Raw genomic sequence first — 17,305 nt, 5'->3', positions numbered from 1 at the left:
GGGTGGGCACGGGCGGGCTTGGCTCGACCGTCGGGTTGGGCGCGGCCGGTCGGGGCTGGTCCGAGCCGGTCGCCGCGAGGGCGAGCGGGGTGGCGATGAGGACGGCCGCGAGGGTGCCCACCGCCCCCATGGTCACCGTGGCCCGGCGCCGGTTGCGCACCCGCCGTTCCGCTCGGCTCAACTGGTCATGCACGATCGGTGCCTCCTCGGCCAGGTCGGTGAGGGTGGCGCGGATGAGGTGCTCGAAGGGATCGGTCATCGCCGTACCTCCAGCATGTCGACCTCCGGCAGCAGCTCGCGCAGCCGACTGACGGCCCGGTGGGTACGGCTGCGTACCGTGCCCACCGAACAGCCGAGAAGCTCGGCGACCCGTGCTTCGGGCAGGTCCTCGTAGTAGCGGAGGACCACCACCGTCCGCTGCGCCGGTGGCAGGTGGCGCAGTGCGGCGCGCATCGCCAACCGCACGTCCGAACCGCCGCTCGGATCCGCGCCCACCGGCTCGTCCGCCGGGTTGAGCGGCGTCTCCCGCCACCGCCGCAGTCGCCGCCACCAGCTGATCTGCTCGCGGTACATCACCACGCGCAGATACCCCTCGGGGTCGGCGTGCCGGATGGTCCCCCATCGCGGGATGGTCCGCGCCAACGCCGACTGGAACAGATCCTCGGCGGCGTTGCGATCCCCGGTCAGCAGGTACGCGACCCGCAGCAACGCCGGAGTCCGGCTGGCGACGAACTCGGCCAACCGGGCACGCTCGTCCTCGTCCACCCACCACCCCGTTTCGTTGTCACCCGTACAGACGCACCAGGTCATCCTCGCTATCCACGATCCGAGCGGCTTTTCCGCCCGAAAGTGTCGGTCGTGGCGGGTAACGTCCGGCCACCAACTCAAGAAGGGGTGCGGTGATGGCGAGCGTGGCGGGTCGGGCGGCGACATCGACACGGGACGCGTTCCCGCCGCTGCCCCGCGCGGTGGCGCAGTCCTTCTACCGACGGATGCGGGCCGTGGCGCCGGCCGCCGTCGGGGCGATCGAACGGGACCGGGCGGCCGACGTCGAGCGGGCCTTCGCCGACACGGCCTGCGGTCGGCTGGCCCGCTCGCTCGACGACGCCGGCCTGCGTGCGCTCGGCATGTGGACACACCACTGGTGCATGCGGTTCTACGACGACGACACCCGGGTCGGCCGGCGGCTGGTCCGGGAGATCGCCGTCCGGCCGGGGCTGGGCTGGACGGCCGACGAGGTGCGCTGGATGCTGCGCGAGTCGGTCTCGGCCGGCCCGGCCGCCGCCGAACGGTTCACCCTGCCCCGCGCCGCCGCCGCGCAACTGCCCCCGGAGGAACGGCCGTTCGGTGAGCTGCCCCCGGGTCACCGGCCGGAGGACGCGCCGGCCAACGACGACCGGACGGCCGGCGCGGCACCCCCCGTTGGTCCGGCCGAGGGCCAGCCTGGCGAGCCGGCGGAAGGCCCACCCAGCGAGCCGACCGCGGCGATCGCCGACGCCCTGACCCTGGTGCCCCGCCAGAGACGCGCCGGTTGAGCGGGCGTCGGCCTCGGCCTCTGGGCGGGGTGATCGACCGGCGGCCCGCTGCGGCAGGATGAAAGCCGTCCCGCACCGACGGAAGGACCCACATGCCCGCCAGCGAACCGACCATCCTCGCCACCAGCATGGGTTTCTTCCGGGGCGACCGCGGCCCCACCGACCTGCGCCCCGGCCCGGTGTTCGAGCTGGCGGCCGAGCTCGCCGAGGCCGGCCCGCAGCCGCGCATCTGCTACCTCGGGCAGGCCGTAGGGGACCAGCCCACCTCGCAGACGGCCATCTACGGCGCGTTCGCCGGCACCCGATTCCGGCTGTCGCACCTCGCCCTGTTCCCGATGCCGAACGTCGAGGACGTCCGCGCCCACCTGCTCGCCCAGGACGTGATCTGGGTCGGCGGCGGCAGCGTGGCCAACCTCGTCGCGCTGTGGCGGGTGCACGGGCTCGACGAGATCCTGCACGAGTGCTGGCAGGCCGGCGTGGTGCTGGGCGGCGTCTCCGCCGGCTCGATCTGCTGGCACGTCGGTGGCGCCACCGACAGCTTCGGCCCCCGGCTTCGCGGCTTCACCGACGGCCTGGGCTGGCTGCCGTACGGCAACGGGGTGCACTACGACAGCGAGGGCCAGCGGCGACCGCTGATGCACGAGCTGGTCGGTGACGAGACGTTGCCGACCAGCCACTGCACCGACGACGGGGTCGGGCTCGTCTACCAGGGCACCCGGCTGGTCGAGGCGGTCGCCGACCGAGAGGGCGTTTCGGCGTACGAGGTCAGCCGCGGCGCGGACGGCAGCGTCCGGGAGGCGGTCATCGCCCCGCGCCTGCTCGGCTGACAGCCGTCCGGCGTCCCGCCGGCGCGGGTCCGCCGGAGTCGAAAACCGAGCCGCCTGGACCGGCCCGTCCAGCACCGGCGTAAGCTGGCCCGTCGTGAGTCTCACCATCGGCATCGTCGGCCTGCCCAACGTCGGCAAGAGCACGCTTTTCAACGCGTTGACCAAGAACGACGTGCTGGCGGCGAACTACCCGTTCGCCACCATCGAGCCCAACGTCGGCGTGGTCGGGCTGCCCGACGAGCGGCTGGGCAAGCTGTCCGAGATCTTCTCCTCGCAGAAGGTGCTGCCGGCGCCGGTGTCGTTCGTCGACATCGCCGGCCTGGTCCGCGGCGCGTCGAAGGGGCAGGGTCGGGGCAACGCCTTCCTGGCCAACATCCGGGACGCCTCGGCGATCTGCCAGGTGGTGCGGGCCTTCTCCGACCCGAACGTGGTGCACGTCGACGGCAAGGTCTCCCCGGCCGACGACATCGAGACGATCAACACCGAGCTGATCCTCGCCGACCTGCAGACCCTGGACAAGGCGCTGCCCCGGTTGGAGAAGGAGGCCAAGCTCCGCAAGGACCGCCTGGCCGCGGTCGCCGCCGCGAAGGCGGCCATCGAGGTGCTCGACGGCGGCACCACCCTGTACTCCGGGGCCGCCGCCGCCAAGATCGAGCTGGAGCACCTGCGCGAGCTGCACCTGCTCACCACCAAGCCCTTCCTGTACGTCTTCAACGTCGACGAGGCCGAACTGGCCAACGCCGCGTTCCTCGACGAACTGCGTGCCCTCGTCGCCCCCGCCGAGGCCGTCTTCATGGACGCCAAGATCGAATCCGAGCTGGTGGACCTGCCCGAGGAGGAGGCCCGCGAGCTGCTGGAGTCGATCGGGCAGAACGAGCCCGGCCTCAACCAGCTCGTCCGGGTCGGCTTCCGCACCCTCGGGCTCCAGACGTACCTGACCGCCGGCCCCAAGGAGGCGCGGGCCTGGACCGTCCCGGTCGGCGCCACCGCGCCGGAGGCCGCGGGCGTCATCCACTCCGACTTCCAGCGTGGCTTCATCAAGGCCGAGGTGGTCTCCTACGACGATCTGGTTGCGGCCGGATCGATGGCGGCGGCCAAGGCGGCGGGCAAGGTCCGCATCGAGGGCAAGGAGTACGTCATGCAGGACGGCGACGTGGTGGAGTTCCGCTTCAACGTCTGAACCCGGCCTGTTCGCGCAGCCGGCGTGTCATCCGACATCTGATGTGCGACGCAGCTCCGCCAGGTGAGGTGGGACAGATCCAGCGAGCTAGAGGCGACAGGATGGCCGCCGACGCACGGTCCTGCTTTGCCGAACTCGCTCGCCGCTGGCTGCCGGACCAAGGTCGCGGCGGGCACTACGGAGTGGCTGCCCCGCTCCTAGCTGGGCTTGTTTCGTAGCTGCTCGTGGAGCTGGCCGGCGGTATTGACCACCGCAACGAAGTTGAACACCTCGATTTGATCGACGTCGAAACTGCCCGTGACGATCGGCGGTGGCGCGTAGGCATAGATCTGGCCGGCGTCCAGGTGAAGCCCGCGCCGGTGGTATGCCGCCATGGCGAGGGTGGCCAGGAGGTACCTGTCCTGGCCACCCTCGGTGTCCAGTTCTGCGGTTAGGTCGGCACGCGAGTTCCACCCCCGTACGAGCTGCCCTTCGAAGGTGTCGAGGAACCACCACGCCCCGTCGGCAGACTCAAGGAACACATCGCCGAACAGCGAGGTAAACCGCGGAGCCTTGCCGGCGAGATCCAGCCACGCCCATGACTCCAGCGCCCGAGCGTATTGCTGCTCACTGAACTGCTTGGTTAGTTCCACCGCAGCATTGGATCATGTTCCGCCCAGGTCGCCACCAGCCGTGACAGCAGCGCGATGGCGAGCTCGCGCAGCATCCATTTCTGCCGCGATCAGCCCGCTGAGGTGCCGCAGATCAGTTGGCGGACGCGTGTCGCGCATCAGTCGACGGAGGACAGCCGGGCTGCCGGCGATGTTGTGCAAAGTTTCTGTACGTCTTCGAGGCGGCCCTGAACGGGCCGCAAGCGCCGCCGCCTGGGCGCGCGTCCGTCGCTCCGCTGGCGCTCCGACTCTGGCCACGCAACACGCCCGGCGGCTGGCGCGGAAGCGGGAAGCCCATGGGGCCGCCGCAGAACGACAGGGAGCGTTGACCGGGTGGCAAGCCGGCAGCCGGCCGGGCCGCGCGGCCACGAGCCCGCGCGGCGTAGGGAAGCGCCCACCGGCCGCGTCGGCGAGCTGGCGGCTGGTGGCGGGGTTGCGGTTACTACGCCTCCGGCGGGGGCGCTCGGGCTCCGAGATGGTGAAGACCCGTCGGCGGGTTGCGGTCTGGAGGTGGTTGCGCGGTCATCCCGTCAGCCGGCGACCCGGGCAAGCCGAGCAGACCACCGCCTGACCCGCCAGTCTCCGTACGAGCGTCAAGGCCGTCTTGACGTGGCGGGCCAGGCGGCAGCCCGCTCCCCAAAGGGCGGGTCGACGGCAGACGGGATGGCAGGTCCTCAGGGCTGATCTTGCGATTACTGAGGCTTGAACCCCATCCTCCGCCACGCGTCCCGAATCGGTTGCAAATTATTGGAGAACATGGTGCCGCTCAAATCGATTGGGTCGCCATCGAATTCGATTCTCCTACCTACCCTGCGATATGGCGAGATGAGGTACCGCCGGTTGCCATACGCGTCTTCCGCTACCACTGACAAGGCTTCGCGGCGATCGTCTTGGAGGGCAGGAGGTACGATATACCCCTGCTCGTCATGCACAAATCCCCCCTGCCAAGTGTCACCAACCTCTACGAGCCCGTCAATGCCGCTCCGCTCAATGGCAGCCGCCAACTCGCGCATCAGAACCATCTTATCTGGCCTGTCTCTTGCTTCCAGAGCTTCAGTGGCGACTTGCCTGTTGCCCTTGTAGAGAAGCACGTACCAGCCATGCCAACGATCTTTTGCCAGAATCCTTCTGGCGTTGCTCATGCACCAGTCGGCCATGCTGATAACCGAGTCCCAACCTTCCGGCGGCGAATCGGTCGAACCATACTTCCTCATGGATTTATTGAGCTGTTTGGCATTAGGGGAGAACGAGTATCTGTTGCCACCAACATCGGTAGCCCCGTTTGACAGCCTGAACCGACGGACTGCGTATTCGGTAGGGACCATGCAGGGCAACCTGCCGTGAGGCAGGCGTTCAACAACAAAATATCCCCCGTCAGATGACCCGAGCGCCACCCCGTGTTCGATGCCCAGCTTCTCGTGCAGGTCGTCCAGCATCACGGCCATGAAGCCATATGCTTCGGCACACGCATCGGCCAACTCTCGATCAGGCAGCGCCTTATCGACCCACCTGCGCGTCAGTTCGATGTAGCCCTCCCTGACGAAGAAGTCTGGCAGACTCGCAAGTTCCTGCACTTGCTCCTTTGTGGAGGTGGCAGGCGGCACATTGATCGATAGCTTGAGCCTCTGTTCACTGTCTGAACCCAGGATTGTGGCTAGTTCTTCAGGCGGGTCGCCGGTCCAATAGGCTGCGATCAGAGCGGCTTTGGCTTCGGACTTCGCATCCAAATCACCCTGCTTCACCACCCGGTTGCGCGATTCGACGACCCAGCGCATAACGTGGCTCGCGCGCATCTTCTCACGCCACGGCTCATACCATGAATCGAAGCCTTCAATATTCGATTTCTCTGATTGTAAGATGAACGTCACGTTGCGCAAACTCTGAATGACAGTGTTTAGTTCTCGGCGGAAATGGCCAGGATGATGGTACTCGCGGGTGAGTGAATGCCACTGATCATGACAATCCTGCATCCGTTTGTGAGTCTTCGATATCGGGCAACCGGCACCGTTACTCGATTCGCTCGCGGCATGAAGCTCGCCAGTGATGTAACCGCTCGGGGCACGTTGCTGCCGCTTCTTCCTCTTGCTGCCTGGCCTTGGGAACCTCACATGACCAGTATCCGTGGCCTGTCCAGCCGTTAGCGCCGTCGGCTGCATGGGCCGTCGATGGGCTGTCAAGCGATGACCAATGACGACCGGCAACGACCAGCAGAGCCCGGAGAACCGCCAGGTCAGCTGGCGTTTGATGCGCCTGGCCTGGCGGGTAACGGACGATACGAGGAGCCGCATGTCTGGGCTGATCTCTAGCCCAGCGAAGTAGCCAGCTTCATGCCCGATCCGTGCCCGATCCAGCGGTCAACACGAGGCAGCAGCAGCACGTCACCTAGCCGGCGATGAACGGTCGGTAGCGGTAGCCCGGATGAAGCGACTAGCCAGCGTGTAGATCAATACGATTCCCAAGCTGAGGCTTGCCGGCTGCCCAATTTTCTCAGGTGCGCCAGGGCGCTTCGGGGTCCCCGAGCGTCTCCAACATGAGGTTGCACCAGGTGGTGGCGGCCCCAGCGGCGAGGCGAGCATGGCGCGGGCGGACCCATCCCGGGACGGAGTCACGTCCATGACCAACACCAACCTGGTTGCGCAACTCGGTGACCCCTTGGGTCAGACGAGACAATGACCCGAGGATCGTTTTCAGCGCCTTCGCTTCTTCTGTGGTGTCGGCTACGCCGGCTGCATGGAGGCGTAGTGCCTGCTGTGCCTGTGCGACTAACGCAGGGAGGTCATCCTTCGGGTTGTACTCGACACCACGTTCTCGCAGTACCAGCTTGGCGGTACTTTCGACCAGGTCCTTTGCGACGCTGACCGCCAGTCGAGGGTCGGTGTCCACGCTGGCGGCGAGGCGCTTCAGGTGCTCGGTGATGACGGCTGGATCCGTAAGGGCATTGAGAGCCGGTGCCACTACGGTGCCTGCGGGAACCTGCTCCTGCATCTGATAGAGCCGTTGAAGCAGGGGCTCGAATGCCTCGCCGACCATCTGTCGACGAGCTGCCCATGATCCGTATCCGTCGTGCGCTAGCCAGTAGCTACGAAAAGATGTGAAGTCCTGCCAAGGAACTTCGATCGCTAGGCCGAGACGCGCGCAGGTCGCCCTCAGCGCTCGCAGGGAGAGTCGCGCGTCAGCATCCGTTAATCGCTCCCCTCCGCCTGTACCGAAGGCCATGAAGTCGCTGTGCAGCAACAGGGCCAGTGCTTCGGCCACATCCACATCATTGACGGCATCGACCGGACCTCGACGAAGCTGTTCCAGCAGGTCAGTCTTGAATCGGCTATCGACCGTGGGCCAGCCGTCGAAGCCAGCGGTGGTGGTCGTCGTTTCGAAGAGGTTGTCAGGCGTCATCGATACGCTCTCCGTGGGGCAAGGGGCGACCCGGGGTTCCGATGACGATACGCGAGTTGGGGTAGCGGCACGCGCGCCCGTAAGGCACCTCCATACCTGCTCAGCCCTGAGGCGCGCAGGGGCCGGACAAAGGCCGACGAGATTGCTGGGAGGCAGGGCAGAGGCAGCCGCAGGCGATCGACGGGTCGACCTGCGGTACTGCCCAGCCCTACGATGCGGTGGTGGCATCACGGACAGGCCGGCCAACAGACAGGCTGTGGGAACGCTACGAGCAGTCGGTACACAAGCTGCTCTCGACGCTTGACCAGTCTTCGTCGGTGACCCACAACCAACGTGTGCCAGGTCGGCTTAGCGGGGTTCCACGTCAGGTCGACGTCTTGGCCTGCGGCGAGGTCGTCGGAGTTCGAGTCACTGTCGCGATCGAGTGCAAGAAACACGGCCGGGTCGTTGACGTCGGCGTCGTAGATCAGTTCGTCGGGAAGCTTCTCGACATCGGAGCGGATCGGGGCATCATCTACTCGTACTCGGGCTTCACGGTCTCTGCCGTGACCCGGGCCGTGAGTGCCTCACATCCATCCCTGATGGCGGTGGCCCTGCACACGCCGCCTCTTGTTCAGGAATGCCGTGCTCCCGGTTATCCCGCAGACCTATTAGTCGAGGAGATGCCGCCACAGTGGGTGGAAGAGCTAGACGAGGACGCGTTCGTGCGCTTCCTCGCTCTCGGAGAGTGGTCGAAGTTCTGGTCGTAGCCAGCGCTTCGGCCTGGGTGACTAACTGAGTGACGATCAGGACGGACGTGGGCGGACAACGGGGACAGTGACGGATCGCCTCGGCAGGTGAAGAGCACGGTCGTTCCAGGTCAATACGTTGGGCGGGTTGCCTGGGGGTCAAGGAGTCGACGACTCCTGCGATGCGTCGGCCGCAGTCGTGCGAAAGACCGTCGCCGGCTGGCTGGGCCGCCATCCCTCACTCAGAGCCTTGCGGATGACTGCCGCGACCTGCGATGGAAGAACGGGGATGGACGGACCACCGATCCAGTTGCTGGGGTGGTCCTGGGGCATGCTGGCTAGCAATACACTGCCGTTGCCTTCGGCTTGCTCAACGGCGACGGCGAGTGGCCGCTCACCGAGCGCCTGGGCGTAGGTGGGTCGTCCGCGCACCCGCCACCTGTAGACCACGCCGTCGACCGTGATGAGCCGAGAGCCCTTCTTGGTCAACGCCACGTCGGTCCCCTCGCTAACGGATGCCGGTGCCGGCAGCTAACCACGTCGTGCCAGCGGTCGGGGCACACAGGGGGCACAAGACGTCGTCAAACGTTGTCAGACAGCCACCAACGATGGCAGCCGTAGACGCGGTGTGAGCAGGCGCCGACCACGGTTCCCGCTGGTGGCAGGACAGCGGCTCTAAGTTCCGCTTCAACGTCTGAATCCGGGCTGTTCCCGCAGGTCAGCGTTCTGATCGATGCTGGCCAGCCGCAATCCGCCGCCCCGGAGACGATAGAGCGTGCACTCCGAAAAGGTGATCACGTATCTGGAGATGACAGGTCCGGCCCAGCTGCGGTGGGCGAAGGCTGTGGAGGGCCTGGCGTTGGCGCCGGTCGAGGACCCTGCCGGGGTCAGCCTGTCGCAGTTGCAGGAGGTACACGATCGCATCGCGGCGGCGCATCGATGGTCGAGCCTGGCATGGTCGACACGGCACTGGGTCGACTGGCTCAGCGACCCGGCGTTGCGGCACTGGTGGATCCGCGTGCGGGACGAGGTGGCCGGTTGGGGCTGCCTGCGCCGACATCCAGGGCGAGACGTGGAGCTGGATACCTTCGGTCTCAGCCCGGAGTACATCGGCCACGGATACGGCGGCTACTCCTTGTCACTGCTGACGCATGCCGCGTGGAGCCTTCAGTGGCCGGAGAACGGTGTGGAACTGGACGGCCGGACGCGGCGCGTCTGGCTCCGTACCTCGAACTGGGACCATCCGCACGCCCTGGCGAACTATCAGGCTCGCGGCTTCGTGCAGCGCTTTCGCCCGGCAGTTGCTTCGTTTCAGGTCGCTCCTCCCGGGAACGACGCTGCCATGTCCGAGCCCATGGAGGAGCGTGCGAAGAACGCGGTGCGCGACGTCCATCAGGCCGCCACCCGGCATCAGGACGACAGTCTGCACCAGGCGGCGGTGGAGATCAGCCGCATGGCTGGTGAACTGGGGCACGATCCTGGCTCGATCGAGGATTGGCGGTCCTGCCCGGTGTGCGGGGCTGAGCCGGGCGCGCTCTGCATCAGCGTGCCGGGGCACGACATGGTCGATAACGTGCATCCGGAGCGGACCAGGGAGTAGGACGGTGACCTTCTCGATCGCCGCACGGTGTCCGCGTACCGGCCAGCTCGGGGTGGGAGCCCTGACGGCCAGGCCTGCCGTCGGCAAGCTCGTCGCACACGTTTATTCGGGCCGTGGTGCGGTGGCGACCCAGGCCACCCCCAATCCGTTCCTGGCCTACGACGGCCTGCCGCTGCTCGGCGAGGGCCGCTCGCCCCAGGACGTCCTGACCGAGCTGCTGGCCCGGGACCCGGGTCGGGAGGTGCGGCAGGTGGGCATGGTCGACCGCCAGGGCCGCTCGCACGCCTTCACCGGCTCCCGTACGAAGGACTGGGCGGGGCACCGCACCGGGCCGGGTTACGCGGTGCAGGGCAACCGCCTGGTGGGTCCGGAGACCCTCGCCGAGATCGTCCGGGTGTTCGAGCACAGTGGGGAACTCGACCTGGCGGAGCGGCTCGTTCTGGCCATCGGGGCCGGCGAGGAGGCCGGCGGTGACCGGCACGGCGCGCGGTCGGCGACCGTGACGGTGATCGGTGTTCAGCCGTACCCGCTCTGGGACGTGCGGGTCGACGATTCCGGGCATCCGGCGCGGGAACTGCGCCGGCTGCACGGCGTCTTCCGGGAGGAGGTGCTGCCGACCATCCAGGGGATGCCCACCCGCGACGACCCCATGGGCGAGGCCGCCCGGCAGGCGCTCGGCGCACAGATCGGGCACGAGACACCGTCAGACGCCGGCAACCGGCTGCCATCAACGATGGCGCCCCGCGAGGCCCTGTGAGCAGGCGTCGGACGCGTTTCGGCCGGTGGCGGGAGAGCGGCTCCATGGTCCGCTCGAACGTCTGAATCCGGGCTGGACACGTCCGCTCATGTCGGTGAACGGATGACCCCGGCGATCATGGCTTCAGCGAGGGCGATCCGACGCTGACCCCTTGGGCCGTCGACAGGTCCCGACCGGCGGCGAGTGACCTCTCTGACGAGCGACAGTCGCGCGTGCGGCTGCTAATGGTTGCTTCGGCGTCCGGAGCCGCCATAGAGATGGACGCGGTTGTCGACATCGCGGTCGGGTTGGCCGCGCAGGAACCGGTCGTGTCCCACATCGCCGTTGCCGATGTGGATCAACCAGTTCTCGTAGTACCAGCTGGGGTTGCAGGCGCAGTCGGTGAACCGGAACCGGAAGTTGGCCCGATAGCGGCCGACCTGCCCGTGGGTGAGGGTGAACAGGCGGGTCGAAGTTCCGACCCGGGGAAAAGCCGCCCTGCCGGGCAGTCGCTCGACGGTGGCCGCCGAGCCGTCGAGGGTGAGCCACAGGGCGAGGCCGCGGGCGATGCTCACGTCGCCGGTCTGTACGTCGTCGTGGCGTGCGTAGTTGACGGCCTCATCGGCCAGCACGTCGTGGACCACGACGTCGCCCGTGGGCAGCGGCGTGGGGAGCGGCACCGCACGGTCGAGTCCTCGACGGGCGTCTGCCTGTGGGGCGCCGCGCCCAGCCGCGCTCCATCGCACCCGTGTCCGCTGGATGACGATCACACCTCAGACCATGGCCCACGGGCTCCACGCCGCGCCAGCCGTTATCGGCTCACTGCCGCAATCAGGTCCGCGGGCCGGGCACCCGACCGGCGTGCTGGTATGTGCGAGCTAGGACGCTTCGCGGACGCGCAGGTCGGCCAGCCACACCTCGGCCAGGTCGCTGAGCGCGACGCCGAGGACCTCGCTGAGGCAGACCACGGTGCCGAACGCGGGTGCCGGGAGCCGGCCCACCTCGATCTTGCGCAGCGTCTCCGGCGAGATGCCGGCCGCCAGGGCCACCTCGACAAGGCTGCGGCCGCCCCGCGCGACCCGAAGCGCCGCCCCGAGACGTTGCCCCGCTGCGATCTGTTCGGGTGTGAGCGGTGGGCGAACCATGTCAGCAGGATAGATCCGCCTTCTCGGCCCGGCAAAGCCAACTCGCGGGGCGCCCCGAACAGCGTGGTATAAATATACCGCTACGGAGAGGGAAGGGCTGATCGTGATCGAACTTAAATCCCCCGAGGAGATCGATCGGATGGCCGTGACCGGCCAGTTCGTCGGCGAGCTGCTGGCGGAGCTGCGCGAGGTCACCGCCGTCGGGGTCAACCTGATGGACCTGGAACACCACGCCCGCCGCCGGATCAAGGAACGCGGCGCCGAGTCCTGCTACTGGGACTACACGCCGTCGTTCGGCCGCGGTCCGTTCCGCAACGTCCTGTGCCTCTCGGTCAACGACGCCGTGCTGCACGGCCTGCCGCACAACTACGCCCTGCGCGACGGTGACCTGCTGAGCATCGACATGGCGGTCGGCATCGACGGCTGGGTAGCCGACTCCGCGCTGTCCGTCATCGTCGGCACCCCCGCCCCGGAGGACCTGAAGCTGATCGAGGCCACCGAGGTCGCGCTGGAGGCCGGGATCGACGCCGCGCGGCCGGGCAATCAACTCGGCGACATCTCCGCCGCCATCGGCGAGGTCGCCCATCGCTACGGCTACCAGGTCAACGACGAATTCGGCGGGCACGGCATCGGCCGCACCATGCACGAGGCCCCACACGTGCCCAACAGCGGCCGCCCCGGCCGGGGCATGAAACTCAAGCCTGGCCTGACGATCGCGATCGAGCCGTGGCTGTGCCGCAGCACCGACAAGATCAGATTTGACCAGGACGGGTGGACGATCCGGTCCGCGGACGGCTCGCGTTCGGCCCACTCCGAGCACACCGTCGCGATCACCCAGGCCGGCCCCCAGGTGCTGACCCGCCGCCCCGGGCACGGCACGAGGCCGGGCGACCGCAGCGGGCAGTCGGCCGCGACGTCCTGACGAGCCGGCCGGCCGGGAGTGACCCGAGACGCTACTGCTCGGCCCAGACGCCCAGCTCGTTGCCGCTGGGGTCGGTGAAGTGGAACCGTCGGCCACCGGGGAACTCGTACGGCCCGTCCACCACCTGACCGCCGGCGGCCTTCACCGCCTCCACGGACCGGTCCAGATCGGTCGAGTAGAGCAGCACGAGCGGGCCGCCCGTCCGGACCTCCTGGTCGGCGCGCAGACCGCCCACCTCCGGTGCGGAGACACCCTTTGGGCTCCGGATGCCGGCGTACCCCGGCCCGTAGTCGTTGAACTCCCAGCCGAAAGCGTCGGCGTAGAAGCGCTTGGCCCGGTCGAGCTCGGTGACTGTGAGCTCCACGTAGTCGATGGCGTTGTGTCGGTGCGGAGTCGGCTCAGACATGTCCCGCATCGTGCCCGCCGGGTACGACACGGTCCGGACGCACGTCCGCCTTCGGTGGGATCTCGCCACCGAGCAGCGCCGCGCGCAGTCGGGCGTTCTCGCGTGCGGCGCGGCGTTTCGGGCCGATGCCGGCGACGACGACGCCCAACCTCGCTTCCGCTGACGGAGATCGACCCCGGGGCCGTGGAGGTCGGGTGTCATCGACAGTGACACATCGACACCACCGGCTCCCCGGTCCCGGAGTCGACCAACCGCCGCTACGGGGCGCGGTAGACGGAGATGTGGGACGTGCTGTCCGCGTCGAACGGTCGACCCTGCCAGTCGGCGTACCGCTCGGTGAGCCGGAGCCCCGCCTGCTGCGCCATCGCGTCGATCTGGTGCGGCCAGGCGTACCGCATCGCGAAGGGCTTCAGGTGCACGCCCGCACTGTCGAAGGTGATGGTCTGCCGGATGAACCGCTGCGCCGGCCGGTCGTACCGGTGCAGCCGGATCGTCGCCGAGTCCTCGGTCACGGCGCGTACCTGCACCTGCTCGTCCCGGTCGAAGCTGCGCGGGTCGGGCACGAACGCCTCGACGACGAACGCTCCGCCGGGCGACAGCACCCGGGCGACGTTGCGGAAGCAGTCCGCCTGTCGCTCGGCGTCCACCAGGTTGAACAGCGTGTTGTAGACCAGGTACGCCAGACGGAACGGGCCCGGCACGGGTACGTCCGCCATGTCGGCGACCACGACCGGGATCTGGTCGCCGCCCGGCTTGGCCCGCATCTCGGCCAGCATCTCCTCGGACGCCTCGACGCCGTGCACGGTGAGGCCGCGCTCGGCCAGCGGCAGTGCGATCCGGCCGGTGCCGATCGCCAGTTCGAGTACCGGCCCGCCGTCGGCCAGGTTGGCCAGGAAGTCGACGGCCGGAATCGGGTCGGGGTTCGGTCCGTCGTCGTAGCCGGCGGCCCACAGCCGGCCGAAGAGGCCGGGATCGTCGAAGACCGACATCAGCGGCCTCCGGGGGTGGTCAGAAGGTCAGCGGTGCTTCCCCGCGTCGCGGATGTCGGAGCGGATCTGCTCACGAAGCCTCGATTCCTCAGGTCGGATGACGTTCGGTCGGAGGGTCTTCGTCAAGTGCGGCATGGCGGCTGCTCCCTTCGCGCGGCTGTCGGGTGAGGACACCAGAGGACGCCGGGGCCCGGCAAGGCATTTACCTCGACCGGGCCCGCGGTTGGTCGGGCGGTCAGGAGATGTGGTGCAGGATCACGTTGTGCACGTGGTGGCTCTTCTGCGCGCCACGGAACTCCACCTCGTAGGTGTGCGTGCCGACGTGGATGGCGATCGCCCCGGTGGAGAAGAACGTGCCACCCCAGGACTTGTTGCTGACCACGCTCACGCTGGTGATCTTCGAGTACGGAATGCTGGTGATCGCATGCCGCTTCCCGACGAAGGAGCGGTCCTGGATGATCACGCGTCGGTCGGTCAGCCCGATGAACCCGGTGCCGGTGCCGACAGCGTCGTAGACGGCGATGATCTGTTCACCGTCGAGGAGCCCGCTCTCGATCTGCTGGACCTGCTCCTTGCGGTCGTACGCGATGTTCGCCATGCGAACCAGGCTAGGCAACCGGCGCCAACCGGCTGGCGTGGGCGATGACCAGGAACTCGCCGTCGCCCTGGCCGACCGGTTCGCGGCGCCAACCGCCGTGGATGCGATCCACGGTGAAACCCGCCGTGCCCAGGGAGTCGCGCAGCTGCGCCTCGGTGCGGAACCGCAGCGTGGCCGAGCTGAGCAGTTCCTCGCCGTCGGCGAAGTGGTAGTGGTGGGTGAAGCTGACCGCGTCGTCGCGTACCCCGGTGGTCTCGGTCCACGCGCGGACCTCGTCGCCGTCCGGCAGCCTGATCCGCCGCGGCGAGTCCACCGGGTTCCACCGCTCCCAGCGGCGGTCCGCCGGGTCGCGGGCGTCGAAGACCAGCCGGCCGCCGGGTGCCAGCGCCCGGTGCAGGTCGGCGAGGGTACGCGCCCACTCCGCGTCGTCGACGAAGTACTGCGCCACGTGGCTGGTCAACACCGCCACGTCGAACGCCCCGTCCGGCAGCACGGCCGAGGTGCCCTCGATCCAGGTCACCTGCTGGCCGCCCGGCCTGACCCGGGCGGCGGCCAGGGACGCGCCGGCGGGGTCGACGCCGGTGACGGTGTGGCCGGCGGCGGCGAGGGCGACGGTCAGGCGGCCGGTGCCGCAGCCCAGGTCGAGGACCCGGGCGGCCGGGGTTTCGTCGACCACCGCCTGGAAGAAGTCGTCGTCCGGCCCCCACGCGCACTCGGCGTCGTAGACCTGGACCAGCCGCGGATGGCGGAACTCGCCGTGTCTCACCGGTCCGCGCTGTTCGCGTCTGTCGCGGCACGCACGAACTCCCGTACCCGGGTGGTGGTGTTGCTGGCCAGCCACACCGGACCCCGCTCGATGGGTGGCGCGTCGTGGATCGGCACGTACGTCACGTCGGGGCGTGGGTAGTAGCGGCGGGTGTGCCCGCCCACCGGCAGCACACCCCGGCCCATCGCCACGAGGGACAGCATCTCGGAGAAGGTGTTCCCGGCGGGCCCCTTCGGCACCGGCCGGCCGGACGGGGTGTGCTCCGGGGTCCGGTCCCGCTTGAATTCCACCGACGTCACCGACGGGTACTGCACCACGGGGTGGTCGGCGAGCACCTCCAGCGACACGGACCGTTCCCGGGCGAGCGGGTGGCCCGCGGCCACCGCCAGCATCCGGTCCTCGGACAGCAGCGCCGGGCCGTTGACCATCCCGTCGAACGGGTACGAGGCGATCAGTACGTCGGTCGAGCCGTCGAGCAGGCCGGCCCGGGTGTTGGACAGCTGCGCCTCGTGCACCTCCACCGTGCAGTCGGGGTGCCGCTCGGAGAACAGCGCCACCGCCCGGAGCAGCACCGGCGCCGTCCACTCGCCGAGGAACGCCACCCGCAGCGTCCCGGTGACGCCTCGGCCGGCGTCGACCGCGCGGCGGACCGCCGCGTCGATCCCGGCCACGTGTGGCGTCAGGTCGTCGGCGAGTTGCCGCCCGATCGGGGTGAGCCGGACGACCCGACTGGTCCGCGCGAACAGCGGTGCCCCGATCTGGCGCTCCAGCTTCTTGACCACGTGGCTGACCCGGCCGGTGCTGACCCGTAGTCGCTCGGCGGTCCGGCCGAAGTGCAGCTCCTCGGCGAGGGTCAGGAACGTCTCGACCTCGTACCGCTCCAGCACATCGCTCCCATCGTTGACCGGTGGTCAACGATCGTAGCCGCAACCGATCTTGGTCGGCGGTTCCCGTCGCCGGATAGTGAAGTCGGCAAGGAGAGCACGCTCGACCGAGAGGCTGCGAGATGAGCATCGACGATTACCTGGCCGGCCTGGCCGGCCCGCTCCGCGAGGTCGGGGAGAAGCTGACGCCCGTCATCGCGGACGCCCTGCCCGGGGCGACCGGCGCGATGTGGCACGGCCACCCGGTGTGGAGTCTGGGCGACCGGCCCGGTCGACGTCCGGTCTGCCTGGTCAAGGCGTACGGCTCCTACGTCACCTTCGGGCTGTGGCGAGGGCAGGAGATCGCCGACCCGTCCGGGCGACTGGTGCCCGCCGCGCGGGCCATGGCGGTGGCGAAGCTGCACGGCGTCGCGGACATCGACCCGGCCCTGTTCACCGACTGGCTGCGCGCGGCCGCCGCGCTGGAGGAGGCGTGAGCGAGCGAACCGACAGGCACAGCGCCGTACGGGTGACCGGCTTCGACCACCTGGTGCTGACCGTCACGGACGTGGAGCGGGCGCTGGACTTCTACTGCGGCCGGCTCGGGCTCGCGCCGGTACGGGTCGACGAGTGGCGCGCTGGAACCGTCCCGTTCCCGTCGGTGCGGATCAGCCCCGAGAGCATCATCGACCTCGTCCGAGGCGACCGGCAGGGCACCAACGTGGACCACTTCTGCCTGGTGGTGGCGCCGCTGGACTGGGAGCGGGTGATCGAGTCGGGCGTCTTCACGGTGCTGACCGGGCCGGTCGACCGGTTCGGCGCGCGCGGCTCGGCAACCTCGATCTACGTGCGGGACCCGGACGGCAACTCGGTGGAGCTGCGCTGGTACCCGCAGGACGCCCGCGCCGACGGATGAACCCGACCATGCGAAAGCCCCGCCCTTCCCCGTCCGAACGGGAAGTGCGGG

The 17,305-nt window shown here is 68.7% G+C and carries 21 protein-coding genes and 2 pseudogenes; 9 read left to right on the top strand and 14 right to left on the bottom strand.

The annotated features are described in order from the left end of the window. Positions 1–259, bottom strand: a pseudogene (locus EAD98_RS03600) (hypothetical protein); the annotation flags it as partial. Next, entirely contained in the window at positions 256–765 is a 510-nt protein-coding gene (locus EAD98_RS03595) for a SigE family RNA polymerase sigma factor (protein ID WP_121652650.1), read from the bottom strand. The gene EAD98_RS03595 and the pseudogene EAD98_RS03600, both read right to left, overlap by 4 nt. A 137-nt stretch (positions 766–902) precedes the next feature. On the opposite strand from EAD98_RS03595, the pseudogene EAD98_RS03590 reads away from it, so the two are divergent. The 3 genes and pseudogenes from EAD98_RS03590 to ychF all read left to right on the top strand — a co-directional run. Beyond that, positions 903–1,331, top strand: a pseudogene (locus tag EAD98_RS03590) (hypothetical protein); the annotation flags it as partial. A gap of 296 nt (positions 1,332–1,627) precedes the next feature. After that, complete coding sequence (locus EAD98_RS03585) at positions 1,628–2,362, top strand: peptidase E (RefSeq protein WP_121652649.1); 735 nt, start codon at positions 1,628–1,630, stop codon at positions 2,360–2,362. 94 nt (positions 2,363–2,456) lie between these two features. Next, entirely contained in the window at positions 2,457–3,542 is a 1,086-nt protein-coding gene (gene ychF / locus EAD98_RS03580) for a redox-regulated ATPase YchF (RefSeq protein WP_121652648.1), read from the top strand. 197 nt (positions 3,543–3,739) lie between these two features. Here the strand turns inward: ychF and EAD98_RS03575 are convergent, their stop codons facing one another. The 3 genes from EAD98_RS03575 to EAD98_RS03565 all read right to left on the bottom strand — a co-directional run bounded on the left by EAD98_RS03575 (position 3,740) and on the right by EAD98_RS03565 (position 7,585). Further along, positions 3,740–4,174 carry a hypothetical protein gene (locus EAD98_RS03575; protein ID WP_121652647.1) on the bottom strand — a complete coding sequence of 145 codons (435 nt, stop codon included), beginning with the start codon at positions 4,172–4,174 and terminating at the stop codon, positions 3,740–3,742. A 710-nt stretch (positions 4,175–4,884) separates the two neighbouring features. Then, the gene (locus EAD98_RS03570; protein WP_147457323.1) at positions 4,885–6,060 is read right to left on the bottom strand and encodes a hypothetical protein; all 1,176 of its coding nucleotides are present in this window, start codon (positions 6,058–6,060) and stop codon (positions 4,885–4,887) included. A gap of 619 nt (positions 6,061–6,679) precedes the next feature. After that, on the bottom strand, positions 6,680–7,585 hold the full coding sequence (locus EAD98_RS03565) for an abortive infection family protein (RefSeq protein ID WP_158609766.1): 906 nt from the start codon (positions 7,583–7,585) through the stop codon (positions 6,680–6,682). Positions 7,586–7,806: 221 nt separating this feature from the next. Between EAD98_RS03565 and EAD98_RS03560 the strand changes: the two genes are divergently transcribed. Next, a complete protein-coding gene (locus EAD98_RS03560; protein WP_158609765.1) occupies positions 7,807–8,334 on the top strand; it encodes a restriction endonuclease in 528 nt (175 codons plus the stop codon). Between the two features lie 138 nt (positions 8,335–8,472). On the opposite strand, the gene EAD98_RS03555 is transcribed toward EAD98_RS03560, so the two are convergent. Beyond that, a complete protein-coding gene (locus EAD98_RS03555; RefSeq protein ID WP_121652643.1) occupies positions 8,473–8,808 on the bottom strand; it encodes a hypothetical protein in 336 nt (111 codons plus the stop codon). Between the two features lie 295 nt (positions 8,809–9,103). On the opposite strand from EAD98_RS03555, the gene EAD98_RS03550 reads away from it, so the two are divergent. Both EAD98_RS03550 and EAD98_RS03545 read left to right on the top strand, forming a co-directional pair. Next, the gene (locus EAD98_RS03550) at positions 9,104–9,913 is read left to right on the top strand and encodes a GNAT family N-acetyltransferase (RefSeq protein WP_147457321.1); all 810 of its coding nucleotides are present in this window, start codon (positions 9,104–9,106) and stop codon (positions 9,911–9,913) included. 4 nt (positions 9,914–9,917) lie between these two features. After that, complete coding sequence (locus tag EAD98_RS03545) at positions 9,918–10,670, top strand: DUF1028 domain-containing protein (protein ID WP_121652641.1); 753 nt, start codon at positions 9,918–9,920, stop codon at positions 10,668–10,670. A 221-nt stretch (positions 10,671–10,891) separates the two neighbouring features. Here EAD98_RS03545 and EAD98_RS03540 read toward each other — a convergent pair whose 3' ends face one another. Beyond that, entirely contained in the window at positions 10,892–11,419 is a 528-nt protein-coding gene (locus tag EAD98_RS03540) for a hypothetical protein (protein WP_233583704.1), read from the bottom strand. Positions 11,420–11,527: 108 nt separating this feature from the next. After that, positions 11,528–11,794: a helix-turn-helix domain-containing protein gene (locus tag EAD98_RS03535; RefSeq protein WP_089016955.1), complete on the bottom strand. Its 267-nt coding sequence runs from the start codon at positions 11,792–11,794 to the stop codon at positions 11,528–11,530. A gap of 103 nt (positions 11,795–11,897) precedes the next feature. Between EAD98_RS03535 and map the strand changes: the two genes are divergently transcribed. After that, positions 11,898–12,716 (top strand): type I methionyl aminopeptidase, encoded by an 819-nt coding sequence (gene map, locus EAD98_RS03530; protein ID WP_121652639.1) that lies wholly within the window; start codon positions 11,898–11,900, stop codon positions 12,714–12,716. A gap of 31 nt (positions 12,717–12,747) precedes the next feature. Here map and EAD98_RS03525 read toward each other — a convergent pair whose 3' ends face one another. From EAD98_RS03525 to EAD98_RS03505, 6 genes are all read right to left on the bottom strand, one after another. After that, positions 12,748–13,122: a VOC family protein gene (locus tag EAD98_RS03525; protein WP_121652638.1), complete on the bottom strand. Its 375-nt coding sequence runs from the start codon at positions 13,120–13,122 to the stop codon at positions 12,748–12,750. Continuing rightward, complete coding sequence (locus tag EAD98_RS30860; RefSeq protein ID WP_158609764.1) at positions 13,115–13,270, bottom strand: hypothetical protein; 156 nt, start codon at positions 13,268–13,270, stop codon at positions 13,115–13,117. Before EAD98_RS30860 ends, EAD98_RS03525 begins: the two co-directional genes overlap by 8 nt. 109 nt (positions 13,271–13,379) lie before the next feature. Then, positions 13,380–14,111 (bottom strand): class I SAM-dependent methyltransferase, encoded by a 732-nt coding sequence (locus tag EAD98_RS03520; protein WP_121652637.1) that lies wholly within the window; start codon positions 14,109–14,111, stop codon positions 13,380–13,382. A gap of 235 nt (positions 14,112–14,346) precedes the next feature. Next, a complete protein-coding gene (locus EAD98_RS03515) occupies positions 14,347–14,709 on the bottom strand; it encodes a PH domain-containing protein (RefSeq protein ID WP_007464929.1) in 363 nt (120 codons plus the stop codon). A 10-nt stretch (positions 14,710–14,719) separates the two neighbouring features. Then, positions 14,720–15,475, bottom strand: coding sequence for a class I SAM-dependent methyltransferase (locus EAD98_RS03510; RefSeq protein ID WP_121652636.1), 756 nt, complete (start codon positions 15,473–15,475; stop codon positions 14,720–14,722). Beyond that, positions 15,472–16,362 carry a LysR family transcriptional regulator gene (locus EAD98_RS03505; RefSeq protein ID WP_121652635.1) on the bottom strand — a complete coding sequence of 297 codons (891 nt, stop codon included), beginning with the start codon at positions 16,360–16,362 and terminating at the stop codon, positions 15,472–15,474. Before EAD98_RS03505 ends, EAD98_RS03510 begins: the two co-directional genes overlap by 4 nt. Before the next feature lie 119 nt (positions 16,363–16,481). Here EAD98_RS03505 and EAD98_RS03500 point away from each other — a divergent pair, with 119 nt between their 5' ends. Further along, on the top strand, positions 16,482–16,835 hold the full coding sequence (locus EAD98_RS03500) for a DUF1801 domain-containing protein (RefSeq protein WP_121652634.1): 354 nt from the start codon (positions 16,482–16,484) through the stop codon (positions 16,833–16,835). Beyond that, on the top strand, positions 16,832–17,254 hold the full coding sequence (locus tag EAD98_RS03495) for a VOC family protein (RefSeq protein ID WP_121652633.1): 423 nt from the start codon (positions 16,832–16,834) through the stop codon (positions 17,252–17,254). Before EAD98_RS03500 ends, EAD98_RS03495 begins: the two co-directional genes overlap by 4 nt. Positions 17,255–17,305: the final 51 nt, after the last annotated feature.

Source organism: Micromonospora sp. CV4, from assembly GCF_003667455.1.
GTDB lineage: Bacteria > Actinomycetota > Actinomycetes > Mycobacteriales > Micromonosporaceae > Micromonospora.
The sequence above is the reverse complement of the archived record's forward strand: the minus strand, read 5'-3'. Positions and strand labels throughout refer to the sequence as shown.